The following is a 13,559-nucleotide window of genomic DNA, read 5'->3' as shown; positions in this document are numbered from 1 at the left end:
GCACCAACCTTGGAGAGGACACACGGATGAGGTTCACCCGGGCACTTCGCGCCGCGGGCTGCGGCATGCTGACCGGCGCGCTGCTCTTCGCCGCAGCACCACTGTCAGCGGCAGACCAGGTCAGAGATGACCAATGGGCATTGAAGGCGCTCAATGCCGAATCCGTGTGGAAGTTTTCCAAGGGGCAGGATGTCACGGTTGCCGTTATCGACGACGGAGTGAACGCCAGTCACGTCGACCTTCAAGGAAATGTCCTCGAAGGCAAGGACTTCATGGACGGGGGTAGCGCAGCCCCTGATTCAGGCGATAGTCACGGAACAGCAATGGCATCCATCATCGCAGGACATGGACACGGCACGAATGATGGCGTGATCGGCCTGGCACCTGAGGCGAAGATTCTACCGATCCGGGAGTACGGCACTGACGGACCGGGAACGGATGTTGCCATTCGATACGCCGTTGACCATGGCGCATCTGTGATCAACGTGTCGCAATGCTTTTATTCCACGGACCAGAGCGAGTTGGACAAGACTTCAGATGCTGTAGCCTACGCATTGAGTCACGATGTCCTGATCGTGGGCGGCGCAGGAAATGACGGCAACTCGTCTGAATGCTACCCGGCAGCTTCACCGGGTGCGTTGGGCGTGGGTGCCGTGACAAACAACGGAAAGGTCTGGGAGAAATCCAACTCAGGCCCTCATGTCTCATTGACAGCTCCCGGAACTAACATCGTCTCCGCCAACGGCGCTGGAAATGGATATCACGCAGGAGACGGCACATCGGATGCGACCGCCTACACGTCAGCAGCAGCCGCCCTCCTCCGATCCAAGTTCCCCGACCTGACGGCAGGCCAGATCGCCAACCGCCTCGTAAAGACAGCGGCTCTGCCCGATTCCGAGAAGGGCCTCTCCCTCCCCGACAAGAGCTACGGCTACGGCATCATCCAGCCCCTCGCCGCACTAAAGGACAACATCCCGGCCGGCTCGAAGTACGGCCCCCTGACCGTCCCAGAGTCCTTGAAGGAGAAATCCGCCGCTCCCGCACCCGGCGCATCCGTCGAAGAGCAGGAGAAGACGAACCAGAAGGCCGTGATCATCTGGGCCGTCAGCGGTGTCGTGGCCCTGGCCGTCATCAGCCTGGTCATCCTCCTGATCGTGAAGCGATCCAGGCGAAACAGGAACACCAACGGCGAATCCACCGGTCCTGGCACGCCCGTCGGCTACCCGCAGTACGGCCAGCAGCCCTACCCGCAGCAGAACCCGTACCAACAGCCTGTCTCGCCGCAGCAGCACAACCCGTACCAGCAACAGCCCACCCTGCCCGACGGCCAGTGGCCACCCCAGCAGTAACCGCAGGCTCAGCCACGCCCACGACTCAGGGAGGAAGGTGGATCAGCCTCAGAACCTGGCGATCTCGGTGCCACCGGGGTGGGTTTTCACTGCTTCGATGAAAGAGGAGAAAGCGTCGGCCGGAAGGGTGAGCGTTGCCCTGGCTGGCGCCTTTGAGTCGCGGATGGCTATGCAGGTGGGACTGGTTTCGATCTCCACGCAGTTGTTGCCGTCGCCGCCGCCGGAGTAGGACGACCGCCGCCAGTTGTCGGATATGGTCACGGGTGCCTCACAGTTCCTTGCTCAGTCTGTGGATGAAGTCACGGGACCGTTCGGGGTCAAGTGACACGGCTTCCACGTTACGGAAGAGTGTTCGAAAGACGCCGAGTTGGGCTTCGGAATCAACGAAAGCGGTACCGTGCGGCGCGTCACGCACGGCGGTGTCCAGCCTGGGCACGGCACCACCGGCCAGCATCATGGTGGTCCAGGTTCCGCCGAAGCCGTCCAGATCGAAGGGGATCACGCGCACGGTGATGTGGTCCACCTCGGAAAGCTCAAGGGCGCGGGTGAGTTGGGCACGCGACGCTGCGCGGTCCCTGAGCCTGATGCGCAGCGCCGCCTCGTGGATGATCGCCTCGTACGGGACGGTGATGCGCTGACGCTCCATTCGGTGCTGTACACGCACTTCGAGCTCGTCCTGGAGTAGCTCGGGAACCCTGGAGGAGAAAGCAGCGCGCGCGTAGTCGGGCGTCTGCAGCAGGCCAGGGATGAACAGGAACTCTACGTCGCGCCGATACGTGGAGTGGTACTCCAACTCGGCGATATCCAGGAACGATGTGGGGAGTAGGCCACGGTACGCCTCCCACCACCCCTGGGTGCGGTCAGTGGCCATGGCCACCAGGGCGTCGATCAACTCCATATCCGGGCAGGAGTAGTTGACGGCCAGTCGGCGCAGCCGCTTCTCGCTCACTCCCGAGACACCCGATTCGATCTGGCTGATCTGGACGGAGTTCACTCCGAGCAGCGCCGCTGCCTCGCGTGCGCTGAGCCCTGCAGCCTCGCGGAGCCTGCGCAATTCGACCGCCAAGCGCATCTGTCGCGCTGTGGGCTCACGTTTGGCCACCATCGACCACCTCTCCGTTCAACACGCCCGTGAGCGCGACTCGTTCGGGCGTCAGGTTACGCGATCGACTTGCCGTTTCTTAAATCTAAGGTCTACGGTCGGTGATGCGACGCACACGCTGCGAAACTACCGGGACCCCGGAAGCGCACCGCTCCGTCCTGCCACGACGGCTGCGGCAATGCCACCGCCCGCCACTCTCGCAGCTCTCCGAACCCCCATCACCGATACGGAGTCCACGCATGCCCGATAGCACCGCTTGGGAGTACACGCTGTACATCCCGAACGATCCCAGAGCGGTCACCATCAGCCGTCGCACTTTGCGCTTGATCCTCACGATGCACGGTCTGATCCGCCTAGTCGACACCGCTGAGCTGCTTGCGACAGAGCTGGTCTGTAACGCCGTACGTCACACCAAGGGGCCTGCCGCGCTCAGGGTTTGCTGGTCGGCCAACGTACTCAGGATCGGCGCATGGGATACCGACCCCGAACCTCCGGAGCCACCAAGGGAGTTGGAGCTGCTCGGAGAAGCGGAGGAGGGTAGGGGACTGGCTTTGGTGCGGGCATGCGCCGGCCTATGGGGGTGGCAGCCGCTGGCCCGGAACGGCAACCGTGGCAAGTACGTGTGGTTCGAGTTGGAAGCCGCCTAGCAAGGCCCTGCCCGAGGTTCTCAGCAGCCCAGGGCGCGGGCAGCCGCCTTCAGATACGGCGGGAGGAGATTCTGCAGTGCCTCTCGCCGGCTCTTCGAAGCGTCGGGGTAAGACGCCTCAATGGTGACGGAATACCGCTTGGTGCTCCGGCCAGCGGCGTCCGTCGGATAGTTGGTGCACTTGGTCACTCCGACGATCCGGGAGTCCCAGACCATGACGGAATCGTCAGAGTATGCCCGTCCAAGCTCGTCGGCGGGGACTCCGAGGTAGTTCAGGGCAACGTCCCTTACGCCCAGTGCATCCGGATACCGTTGCCCCGTGATCTTGAGAGCGGCGTCCTCATCGACCATCACCTCACACCGTTGAGTGTCGTCGGCACCAGTCATCGACGTTCCGGCATCAAGAGACTCCCCGGGCGGTAGGAGTGGCCGCACGAGCTTCGGGGTGACCGATAGACCGCATATCTTGTCGGGCACGGCGTACTCCCGAGTCTCCGCGCCCAAGCTGCAGGACGCCATGAGTGCGACAGAGGTTAGCACCAACACAATCCATGCGGTTGGTGTGCTCCTACGACGCTCAGCCATGCCGCGAATCCTCCCACTGAGACCCCTCGGAATGGCTTGCCCCCGCCTGGGTGACAGCGGCCTTGCGAAGGTCATCAATCGTGTCCTGGTTCAAGCGGCCATTCGCTGTCGCGCGGTCTACCGCGGCCGCTGCCGCATCCTGGGTGCTCTCCCGACCTGCGGTGTACTCGAGCCCCGCCTCGTACCGTGCCTCCGTAGTCGTGTCCCGTTGAATGCTCTCCATCACGCTGCTCTGAATATCTTCTACGGCCCAGCCTGCGATATCTCCGACAACCGGCACCTTGATAGCCCCAGTCGCCAGGCCAAGGCCTCGGCCGACCCATTTACTGGCCGTCTCGGCCGACTCATTGAAGTCGGCATCGCTGGCTCGGTGCGTGTCGAATACCGCATCCGCGCGAGCCTCGCTCATGATGCCCGCCACGATGGAACCGGGTGCTACAGCCTGCTTGACGCGCTCAGTGTCGTCCACAGTGGATTCGGAGTCGCCATTGATCACCTTGTCAACGATGCCGCTCGTGTAGGCCTGTTGCGCCCCCGTGATCGCGGCATAGGCATCCGGATCCTGTCCGACGGCAGCGAGAAAGGGTTCCGTGGTCGACGCCTGCAAGTCGGCCGAGGTACCAGCCACCGGCAGATCGTCGTGGCCCGACACAGCGCTTTGTACGTCCCCCATGTATTCGGCCGCGATGTTGCCCAGGCTGTCGCGGGCCGCTTCGAAGGGGGCACCGTCCTTGCCATTGAGGAGTTCAGGGCCTTCCTCCCCGCCGAACTTGTCCACGATCTGGCGGGTCAGGGTGGCCTGGTCGTCGGTGTGCGGGACGGAGTCGGCGTTGGGGTCGCCGTCCCAGGGACGTCCCGTGGTACCTGCTTCGAGGGCGTGCCCCAGGGAGTCGGGGAAGTCGTTCATGGACTTCTCCACGGCGTCGGGGTCGTGGCCGGTGATGTCGGGGAAGGACTCGTAGTCCTTGTTGACGAGGTAGTCCAGGTAGCTGTTCGCGCCGTCGATGTTGGCAAGCTCGCCCTTGTGGGTGCCGTCCTCGGCGTACTTCTCCATAGGTGGCGTGAAGTAGTCGGTGGCCGCCTGCGGGCTGTGTCCCAACGCCTCCAGGACGCTGTTCATGGGGTCGTAGCCCGCGCCGTTCTTGCCCGAGGGGTTGAAGCCGTACTCCGGGCCTCCGAAATCAGACTTCGTTCCGGCGAAGAAGTACGGGTCCTTGGCGTGGAGTTGGGTGACGTGCTCCGCGATGGGGGTGAGGAAGGAGGAGTCGTAGTCGCCGTAGCGGAGGATGCCGCCGAGGAGCTGGTAGCCGTAGGGGCCCTCGCGCATGCTGTCCGGGTACAGCGCGATGTGCTGGGTACCGAGTTTGCGCAGGTCGGCGGTCCACTGCTCGTCCAGGTGCGGGGTCTTGCCCGGGTTGGTGGCGGTGGCCAGGTTGTTGCCCATGTTGCGCTGCAACTCCTGGAGCAACGCCTTGCGTCCGTCGCTCGCGTCGGCGGTCTGCAGGGCGAGCTGGCCGTAGAGCTGGAGGGTTCCCTTCTGGCCGAGCTGCTTGTAGAAGGTCGTGGAGAACTCCGCGTCGCCCTGGTTGGACTTCAGCAGGTGGTTGAGCTCGGTGAGTTCGGTGTCGGTGAGCTTGTCGCCCTTCTTCATAAGCTCGGCCGCGTGAGTGGCGTCGGCTGAGTCCAGGGACATGACGACCTTGGAGTTGAAGTCGTCCGTGTAGCCGCCGAGGTCGCGGCGCAGGGCCCAGCACGCCGTTTCGTCGGCGTCGGCGGCCTGTTGGAGGACGGCTTCGATACGGCGGGCGAAGGCGTCGCAGGCCTGTTGCTGTTCGCGGATGAGGGCTTGGCCGTCGGGGTCGTGGTGGGCCCAGGTCTGCTGGTTGGCGTCGTTGCGCGGGGTGACGACACCGGTGGCGCTGACGTGCAACTCCTCTTTCGGTGCTTCGACCTCGGCGAGGTGGTGGAGCTTGGTCTTGGCCTTCTGCAACTCGGTGTGGAGCGAGGTGAGGACTCCGGCGATCCCCTCCGCCTCCTTCTGGGCATCCTCAAACTCCTGCTGGGCGGCGCGTACGTCGCTGTCGGCCTTGGCAGCCGTCAGTACGGGCTGGTGCCAGCCGGCCTGCTTGAAGGGCGCCGCGACCTCGTCGCCGTACGCGGTGTGCAGGCCCTTGAACTTGGTGGCCGTCTCGCGCCAGCGGTCGGCGGCCGCTTTGAGGTTGCTGAGGTTGAGGTGGTACAGCTGCTCGTACGTCGGCATGGCTGTGGTGTGTCCCCGTGGTGTGGTGGTCGCGGTGGGCGGCGGGTTCGGACCCCGGGTCAACCGAAGGGCGAAGGCTTGCCGGACAGGGAGCGCATCGTCTGCGTGTTCGCTGTCTCCGTGCTCTGGTAGAGGAGGCCCGAGCCGCCGCACTGGCGGGAGAGGCTCTCGCACGTGGACGCGAGCGCCGAGACCTGGCTCGACCAGGTCTCCGCCAGGCCGCCGAGTGCTCCGCCGAGACCACCGTCCCAATTGCCACTGCCGAAGTCCCTGGACGCCGAGCGAGTCTCGTCCACCGGGTGGGCGCCGGTCGCCCTCGTCCGCCCCGCCATCTCCTGCGCACCGGTACCCGCACGGTTCAAAGCCGCCGAATCCTCGATGTCCGTTCCGCCAGACATGTCCTGTCCCCCGAGTCGGCTCCCGCTCCATATGCGGCGGAAGTTTTCGATAGGTAAAAGCAAATTCATCTGCGATGCGTAAGCAAAATATCATCGCGATGCGCGGCCTCCCGTGGGGGTTTGACTGGATTCCGCTCTCAGGGCGCAGGCGCGTCAGCGGTTCAAGTCCATGATTCCGACGCCGAGCCCTGCATAGGCTTCCGGAGCCACAGTGGCCACCAGCGCCCCCTCCGGGAGCATCACGTTCGGTCGTGCCACGTGTGCGGCTGCCGCGACACCGAGGGGGACGCCGTCGCGGTGCAGTTCGGCCACGGTCACGGCCAGCGCGTAGTCGTCGTCGACGATGCGGAGAACGTCCAGCAATACGCCTACGTGGGCCACGATCCCCCCGCGCTCTCGCTCGGCTTCCACGAGGCCCAGGACCGGCACCCATAGGCGCACGTCATCGCTTGACGCCGCGCCGTGGATGAGGCCGGAAACGTGCTTGTTGCCACCCATCGCCAGCAGTGTGGAGCTGTCGAGGACACAGTGCTCGATCTGGTTCAACGCGATGACTCCGCCTCCGCGAGAACAGCCCGGTGCGCAGCCGTGGCCTCCCGCATCTTGCGGCGCATCTCGGCGGATTCCTCGTCCGTGACGTAATGCCCGAACCGCTCGGCGAGGATGGCGCGAGTCCGGTCCGCGCGCTCCATGATCTGCTCCGGGGTCAGCGTCTGCGCTGCTATTTCCTGCATCAGCGCACGGAGACTCGTCCCCCGCGCCTCCGCCACTGCGGCGAGCTGGTCACGGACTTCGGCAGGCACGCGGATCATGACGTCGGACATGAGGTCAGTATACGCCACGTATACATCGGCGCATCGCGAAGAGCTGCGGGCTGTGCACTCGACCGGCCTGACTCAGTTCTCCCCCCGCGGGAACGACACCTCCACCCGGCGGTTCTTCTTGCGGCCCGCTTCCGTGGCGTTGGAGGCGATCGGGTAGTCCTCGGAGTAGCCGCGGACCTCGTAGGTGATGCCCGAGTCCTTCAACTCCTGGTCCAGGACGTCCTGTACGGCGTTGGCGCGCTGGCGGGAGAGGGTGCGGCCGTGGGCGTAGCTGCCCAGGTTGTCGGTGAAGCCGAAGACGCGGATCCGGGTGGCGTGCTGGTTCTTGATCTCCGCCGCGATCGCGGAGATACGGGCTCTCGCATCGCCGTTCAGCTTCGCGCTGTCCTTGCCGAACAGGACCTCCGCCTGGAGGGCGAACTTCACGTCCGCGTTGGTGTCCTCGCGGCGTTCGTCCCCGCTCTGGTCCTCCACGACCTGCTTGATGTCCAGGACCTTCGGTGCGGCGAGGGTTGCGCCTTCCGGGAGCTTGAGGTCCGGGTCGTTGGGGTCCACCTCGACGGGTGCGGTGGCGGAGGGCTCGGTGCCCGGGGGGACGCTGGGGCTGTCGTCGGCCTGGGCCGGGGTGAGGGTCAGGGCCGCCATGAGCGAGGCGACCGTGATGGCCAGGGCGAGGCGGGGTGGGGTTCGGGTGGCGGGCATGGTGGGCGTCATCCGGAGATCTGGATGGGGGCGGAGGCGAAGGTGGGGAGTTGGAAGGTGACTTCGGTCGTGGCGGTCGGGGGGGCCGGGAACTGCATGAACACCGGGATGGACGCGCCCGCCTCGATTCTCGGCATGCCAGTCGTCGTCAGAGGCCGGCCGTCGGTGTCGCGCAGGACGTAGTAGCGCTTCTTGGACTTGGAGTCGACGAGTGTCGCACCGCCCAGTGACGAACCGTGCCTGATGATCTCAGTCTCGTCGCCTGCCGTCCGTACCGAGACGCGGGCCGCCTTGTCGCCGTCGTTCTTCATCTCGCCGCTCACCGTGAGGAACCCCCCGGAGTCCCGCTGCACGGAGGCGATCTGCAGGATCAGCCCGTCCTCGCCCTTGAGTTCGGCGACGGTCTCGTCCGACCCCTCCTGCGTGCTCGCGCCGGAATCGCCGCTCCTGGAAGCCGACGCGGATGCTTCCGGCTTCTTGTCGTCGCCTCCACTGCCGCAACCGGCCACGCCGACGGCCAGACCGGCCGCGATCGTCAGCGCGATCATCCCCCTACGGGCCTTCGCCGTGAACCGAATGCTCATCACTGGGCTTCCTTCACCACTCGTTGTCGTCTGTCAGTCGGCAAGATGGACATCGAAGAGATCCTCGGGCTTCGGGAGATTCTTGAGATCCGTCGGGTCCAGCTTCCACTGCTCGCCGCCCGCACACGTGAGCGTCGGCAGGACGTCGGCGTTGGCGTCCTCACCCGGGAGTTCGAACTCGCAGGCCGGTTCGATGACGGCGGTAGCCCGCTGAACCGACCGCTTGTTCTCGGTGCCGGGGACGATGGAATCGCCGACAGTCTTGTTGGTCGTCGCCTCGACCTTGTAGCCCGGGGGCAACCCCGGCAGCACCGCGCAGTCGACCGTGGCGTCGTTCTGTGCGGCCAGTTGGTCCGCCCGTGCACAGCCGTCGAACGGCACCCCGAGGCCGTCGAGAATGTCCTGCCACTTCGTGGGATCGAGTACGTTCTTCACCCACTCGTCCCTGAGTTGGTCCCGTGTGTCCAGAGCTGCCGCCAAAGCCGCCGCGTCGGCCGCCGTCTGGGCGCCGTTCCGGTTGGCCCCGGCCTGGCCGACCGCCAGGAAGGCGAACGCGAGAAAGAGCAGGCCCGCCACCACCGTGATGTAGATGGGGAAAGCCTGCCCTGCGTCGTTGTGCCGAGGGCCCCGCGTCAGGCGCCGATGACCTCGTCGATCTTGTTCACGATGGCGTCGTAGATGGCCTGACCGATGTCCGTCCCCGTGATCGCCAGCACGATCGCCACCACCACCGCGATGATGCCCAGGTACTCGACCGCGGTCTGACCCTTGTCGTCGTTGAACCGGTTGCTCATCGTGAGACCCTTCGGTGTCGCCGCCATCGGCCACCGGAGCGTAGACCCGCCGGTTGCGGTCGGCGCAGGGTCCCAGGGCCCAAATCCGGGCCCAAGCTCGCATCGGCACGGCTCACCCCACCCCTCGGCCCGAACTCGGCGCCGTGCCCAGCCACTTCGCGGCGGCCTCGGAGCGGCTCGTGCTGTGGAGCTTGGCGAAGATGCGGTTGATGTGGTTCTTGACCGTCTTCTCACTGATGAAGCAGGCGGCGGCGATCTGCTGGTTGGTCATGCCGGATGCGATGAGGTCCATGATCTCCGCCTCCCTCGCGCTGAGTTGGAAACGCGACCTGTCCGATGACGACTGTCTCATAGATGGTTGCAGTTGCGAAAGGCTTTTGAGGGGGATTTGCTGTGCGGAGGACGGGACATGGGGATTTACGTGTGCATTCGCATCGCGTAGGTGGGTCAGCAGGGCGCCCGCCGCCGTGGGGGTGAGGTGGGTGCGGCCCTGCACGGTGTCCCGTACCGCCGAGGCGAGCTGGTCCGCGGTGAACTCGCCGTGGACGAGGTAGCCATCGGCTCCCCTGCGCAGCGCTTCCTGGACGGTCTCCGGCTCTCCGCTGTACGTCAGCATCAGCACCGGGGCCATCGGCACCAGGTACGGGAGCGCCGAGAGCCCGTCCACACCCGGCATGCGGACGTCGAGCAGGACCACGTCCGGGCGGTGCAGGCTCGCGGCCTCGTACGCCTCCCGGCCGTCCGCGGCCTCCGCCACGACCGTGATGTCGGCGCGGCCCGAGAGGAGGGCGGTGAGGCCCGCTCGGACCACCGGGTTGTCGTCGGCGACGACGATCCGGACGGGGGTGGCCGGGGCCGGGACCGGGGCCAAGGCCGTGGGGAACAGTGCGATCGGTGCAGTGGGGTGCTGGGGGGCGTCCGGCATGTCGCGGCCTCCTCTCGGGGTGGGGTGGGGGGTCATCGGTCCGGCTCCGGCCGCGGGGGTGACAGGGGCAGTTCGAGGAGTACTTCCGTGCCCTTCGCGTCGGCGCCCTCGCCGATGTGGATACGGGCGCCCACCGACTCGGCGCGTTCCACCATGCCGACCAGGCCGAAGTGGCCGGAGCGGCGGAGTGCGTCGAGGGTGGTGTCCGGTGGGAGGCCGCGACCGTCGTCCTGGACGCTGATGCTGAGCAGTTCACGGTCGGGGTCGATGTCCGCCGTGACCTCGATGCGCGTGGCCTCGGCGTGACGGTGGGCGTTCTCCATCGCCTCCTCGGTGATGGTGAGGAGTTGGCGGGCCACCGGGTGGGGGACGGCCAGTTCGGAGTGGGGGCGGTCGGGGGCCCGGTAGGTGGTGGGGAGCGTGGTGCGGGCGCTGAAGTTCCGTGTGCGGGTGGCAAGTTCCTCCAGCACGTCTGTGGTGGGGGCGGGGTCCCGGCGCAGGTCGGTGAGGAGTTCGCGGGACTCGGTCGCCGCTCTGCGCGCCGCCCGGGCCACGAGTTCGGCCTGCTCCTTGAGCAGGGCCGGGTCCGGGGCGGGGGCTGCCGCCGACGCCGCCAGGCCCTCGGCCGCCAGGGCCACGCCGTGGAGGGTCTTCGCCACCGAGTCGTGCATCTCCCGTGCCAGTCGGGCTCGTTCCTCGCCGATCGCCTCCGTCACGGCCAGGCGGGCCTTCATCGCGGTCAGGGCCTGGGTCGCGGTGCCGAAGCGGAGCAGGAGGTTGCGCAGGGTGGAGCCGACCGCGCCCGTGATCACGCAGAAGCCAGGGAGGAGGAGGAAGTTCGCGGGGGTGGTGTTCGGGTGCGGGAGGGCCGTCTGGGCCAGCAGGAGGATCAGGGACTGGAGGGACGCGAAGACCGCGGCGCCGCGCCAGCTGTACGCGATGCCGGCCAGCAGCGGGGTGCAGACACTGACGTAGGCGAGTGTGGTGTCGGGGCCCGCGGAGATCAGGAGCAGGCTGGCGAAGAGGGTGTCCGCGGCGAGGAGGGTGGGGTGGCGCAGGAGGAGGGGGCCGAAGCGTTCCCAGTCCCGGAAGAGGGCGTAGGAGGTGATGAAGGTGATGACCACCGCGGCGCCGACGAGGCGGGTGCCGAGGCCGGGGTTGGCGTTGAGGAGGGCGGCGGGGGCGGCGAGGGCGATCATGGCCAGCCGGAAGCCGAAGACCTGGCGGCACATGGCCTGCAGGGCGTTGACCTGGATGTCGAGTGCGGGTGCGTGGGGGTGCGCGTCGTCGGTGTTCCCACCCGCACCACCCCCGCGGCCGTCGTCGTCGGATGCGAGTGACCGCTGCGGAGGCTGATCACCGTCGGCGGCCTCGCGCCCGTTCACGCCCTCCGTCGCTACACCCCCCAGCGGCAACCCCGGCATCGCCGCCCGGGCGTCACCCGCGGGCCGGGACCCGGCTTCCGGCCCGCACGTCGGCGCCGGCCTCGCCCCGCTCCCCCGCCCCGTCCTCCGCGCACCCGTCATCGACACAGCCGCCCCCTACTTCCCCGTGATCGTGCCGAAGTCGGTGCCCGAGCCGAGCAGCAGGCCCGCGGCCAGCAGCAGCAGCGTGGCCGGGACCATGAAGGTGGTGATCATCATGGTGGCCTTGGGGACCGCGCGGGCGGCCTTGCGGCGGGCGTTCTGGGCGTCCGTGCGGCGCATGTCCTTGGCCAGGGAGACCAGGGTGTCCACGATGGGGGCGCCCAGTTCCTCGCCCTGCTGGAGCGCCGTCACGAACATCGCGACCTGTTCCGAGTCGTTGCGGCGGCGCAGCTCGGCGAAGGCCTGGCGGCGGCTCATGCCCAGGTCCATCTGGCGGAGTGTGATGCGCAGTTCGTCCGCCCAGGGGCCCTCGTACTTGGAGGCCACCCGGTCCAGTGCCTGGCGGAAGCCCAGGCCCGCGCTCACCACCACCGCCAGCACGTCCAGGAAGTCGGGGAGCGTGCGCTCGATGACGTCCTTCCTGACCCGGATCGCCGACCAGATGCCGACCTCCGTCCAGAACGCCCCGAAGGCCAGCAGGAGCAGGGCCACCAGGATCTGGCCGCGGAGGAGGAAGACCAGGAAACCCACGGTGCCGAGGAAGCCGTACACCGCCCTGCGGGCCGCGTAGCGGTTGATGGTCAGGCCGCCGGGGTTGCCCGCGAGGTCGATCTTGCGGCGGTACTTGGCGACCTGCTTGGGGCCCATCAGACGCAGGACGGTGGGCGCGTAGCGCATGCCCATGCGGTCGATCAGGGAGTCGACCGCGCCGGTGCGGGTCGATCCGACCTCCAGTGCCAGCACCAGGTCGTTCGGCAGTTTCGCCTCCGCCCGGTACATGCGGATGCCGGCGAAGACGCCCCACACGCTCACGGCCATCAACAGGGCCAGCCCGACAGCGATCACAGCCGTACCCTCCTCAGACGTCGATCCGCGACATGCGGCGGATCAGTACGAAGCCCACCGCGTAGAGGGCGAACGCGATGATCACCGCGCCCTGGCCGAGCGGTGAGCCCGTCATCCGCTCCAGCGCGCCGTCCTTCACGCCGTTCATCAGGAACAGCGAGCCGATGCCCAGCACCGGGACGGCGTACGAGGTCATGTTCACCTGGGAGAGCTGGGTGCGGACCTCGCGCCGGGTCTCCTTGCGTTCCTCCAGCGTCTCGGTCAGGTTCCTCAGGGCGCTGACCACCTGGCCGCCCGCCCGGTTCGACAGGACCAGGGTCGTCACCAGGACCACCAGTTCCCGGGACGGCAGCCGCTTCGCCATCTCGTCGAGGGCGTCCTCCATCGCCACGCCCACCGCCAACTGGTTGGCCACGTTGGCCAGTTCCTCCCCGGCCGGGGCCTCCAGCTCCTCCGCCGCCATGCCGATCGCGGTGCGCAGGGCGAGGCCGGCGTGGGTGGCGTTGGCCAGGATGCGTGCCAGTTCCGGGAGTTGGTTGATGAACTTCTCGATGCGTTTCTGGCGCTGCCAGTTGAGGAACTGCACCGACGCCCAGACGCCCGCGAGGCCGGCCAGCGGGCCGAAGAAGGGTGCCAGGGTCGCCTGGCCGATCAGCCACAGTCCGCCGACGAGCCCGATCATCGCCGCGAAGAACTCGCCCGGCGTCACGTCAAGGCCCGTCGCCGCCAGCCGCAGTTCCAGCTCCCGCCCGAGCCGGGTCCGGCGCAGCCGGCGGTCCAGGTCGCGGAAGTGCCGGCGGCGGCCGGTGTACGGCACCTGGCCCGCGGCGGTCAGCCGGTCGACCAGGGCCGCCCGCTGCGCCCGTCCCTTGGCATAGACGTGGACGCCCACGACGGCGAGGGCGCACGTCAGCAGGGTGGCGCCGACGGTGAGCTTGACTAGGGTCTGGAGGTCCAT

At 67.2% G+C, this 13,559-nt stretch carries 17 protein-coding genes; 2 read left to right on the top strand and 15 right to left on the bottom strand.

Translation table 11 applies throughout. The annotated features are described in order from the left end of the window. Positions 1 to 26 precede the first annotated feature (26 nt). Positions 27 to 1,349, top strand: coding sequence for a type VII secretion-associated serine protease mycosin (mycP, locus tag H293_RS0120050; RefSeq protein ID WP_259294498.1), 1,323 nt, complete (start codon positions 27 to 29; stop codon positions 1,347 to 1,349). A 48-nt stretch (positions 1,350 to 1,397) separates the two neighbouring features. Here the strand turns inward: mycP and H293_RS54970 are convergent, their stop codons facing one another. Further along, positions 1,398 to 1,610 carry a DUF397 domain-containing protein gene (locus H293_RS54970; protein WP_078612624.1) on the bottom strand — a complete coding sequence of 71 codons (213 nt, stop codon included), beginning with the start codon at positions 1,608 to 1,610 and terminating at the stop codon, positions 1,398 to 1,400. A gap of 7 nt (positions 1,611 to 1,617) precedes the next feature. Then, the gene (locus H293_RS0120040; RefSeq protein WP_020119637.1) at positions 1,618 to 2,454 is read right to left on the bottom strand and encodes a helix-turn-helix domain-containing protein; all 837 of its coding nucleotides are present in this window, start codon (positions 2,452 to 2,454) and stop codon (positions 1,618 to 1,620) included. A 236-nt stretch (positions 2,455 to 2,690) separates the two neighbouring features. Here H293_RS0120040 and H293_RS0120035 point away from each other — a divergent pair, with 236 nt between their 5' ends. Further along, the gene (locus tag H293_RS0120035) at positions 2,691 to 3,098 is read left to right on the top strand and encodes an ATP-binding protein (protein WP_020119636.1); all 408 of its coding nucleotides are present in this window, start codon (positions 2,691 to 2,693) and stop codon (positions 3,096 to 3,098) included. Positions 3,099 to 3,118: 20 nt separating this feature from the next. Here H293_RS0120035 and H293_RS53775 read toward each other — a convergent pair whose 3' ends face one another. The 13 genes from H293_RS53775 to H293_RS0119970 form a co-directional block, all read right to left on the bottom strand. Further along, positions 3,119 to 3,682, bottom strand: coding sequence for a hypothetical protein (locus H293_RS53775; protein WP_158694429.1), 564 nt, complete (start codon positions 3,680 to 3,682; stop codon positions 3,119 to 3,121). After that, positions 3,675 to 5,942, bottom strand: coding sequence for a DUF6571 family protein (locus tag H293_RS0120025; RefSeq protein ID WP_020119634.1), 2,268 nt, complete (start codon positions 5,940 to 5,942; stop codon positions 3,675 to 3,677). The genes H293_RS53775 and H293_RS0120025 overlap by 8 nt, the downstream gene beginning before the upstream one ends. Before the next feature lie 59 nt (positions 5,943 to 6,001). Continuing rightward, positions 6,002 to 6,340, bottom strand: a complete 339-nt coding sequence (locus H293_RS0120020; RefSeq protein ID WP_020119633.1) for a hypothetical protein — start codon at positions 6,338 to 6,340, stop codon at positions 6,002 to 6,004. A gap of 153 nt (positions 6,341 to 6,493) precedes the next feature. Beyond that, positions 6,494 to 6,886, bottom strand: coding sequence for a PIN domain-containing protein (locus H293_RS0120015; RefSeq protein WP_020119632.1), 393 nt, complete (start codon positions 6,884 to 6,886; stop codon positions 6,494 to 6,496). Beyond that, complete coding sequence (locus H293_RS49765) at positions 6,883 to 7,164, bottom strand: Arc family DNA-binding protein (RefSeq protein WP_020119631.1); 282 nt, start codon at positions 7,162 to 7,164, stop codon at positions 6,883 to 6,885. Before H293_RS49765 ends, H293_RS0120015 begins: the two co-directional genes overlap by 4 nt. 72 nt (positions 7,165 to 7,236) lie before the next feature. Continuing rightward, positions 7,237 to 7,866, bottom strand: coding sequence for an OmpA family protein (locus H293_RS0120005; RefSeq protein ID WP_020119630.1), 630 nt, complete (start codon positions 7,864 to 7,866; stop codon positions 7,237 to 7,239). A gap of 8 nt (positions 7,867 to 7,874) precedes the next feature. Next, the gene (locus tag H293_RS0120000; RefSeq protein WP_028808021.1) at positions 7,875 to 8,450 is read right to left on the bottom strand and encodes a hypothetical protein; all 576 of its coding nucleotides are present in this window, start codon (positions 8,448 to 8,450) and stop codon (positions 7,875 to 7,877) included. A 33-nt stretch (positions 8,451 to 8,483) separates the two neighbouring features. Then, on the bottom strand, positions 8,484 to 9,086 hold the full coding sequence (locus H293_RS0119995) for a pilus assembly protein TadG-related protein (RefSeq protein WP_063746924.1): 603 nt from the start codon (positions 9,084 to 9,086) through the stop codon (positions 8,484 to 8,486). Continuing rightward, positions 9,083 to 9,244 carry a Flp family type IVb pilin gene (locus H293_RS0119990; RefSeq protein WP_199790182.1) on the bottom strand — a complete coding sequence of 54 codons (162 nt, stop codon included), beginning with the start codon at positions 9,242 to 9,244 and terminating at the stop codon, positions 9,083 to 9,085. Before H293_RS0119990 ends, H293_RS0119995 begins: the two co-directional genes overlap by 4 nt. A gap of 112 nt (positions 9,245 to 9,356) precedes the next feature. Then, positions 9,357 to 10,169, bottom strand: coding sequence for a response regulator (locus H293_RS0119985; RefSeq protein ID WP_020119626.1), 813 nt, complete (start codon positions 10,167 to 10,169; stop codon positions 9,357 to 9,359). A 32-nt stretch (positions 10,170 to 10,201) separates the two neighbouring features. Then, positions 10,202 to 11,554, bottom strand: coding sequence for a sensor histidine kinase (locus H293_RS0119980; protein ID WP_020119625.1), 1,353 nt, complete (start codon positions 11,552 to 11,554; stop codon positions 10,202 to 10,204). A gap of 156 nt (positions 11,555 to 11,710) precedes the next feature. Next, entirely contained in the window at positions 11,711 to 12,598 is an 888-nt protein-coding gene (locus tag H293_RS0119975; RefSeq protein WP_028808019.1) for a DUF5936 domain-containing protein, read from the bottom strand. A 16-nt stretch (positions 12,599 to 12,614) separates the two neighbouring features. Continuing rightward, positions 12,615 to 13,559 carry a type II secretion system F family protein gene (locus H293_RS0119970; RefSeq protein WP_020119623.1) on the bottom strand — a complete coding sequence of 315 codons (945 nt, stop codon included), beginning with the start codon at positions 13,557 to 13,559 and terminating at the stop codon, positions 12,615 to 12,617.

This window comes from Streptomyces canus 299MFChir4.1, assembly GCF_000383615.1.
Classification (GTDB): domain Bacteria; phylum Actinomycetota; class Actinomycetes; order Streptomycetales; family Streptomycetaceae; genus Streptomyces; species Streptomyces canus_C.
The sequence above is the reverse complement of the archived record's forward strand: the minus strand, read 5'-3'. Positions and strand labels throughout refer to the sequence as shown.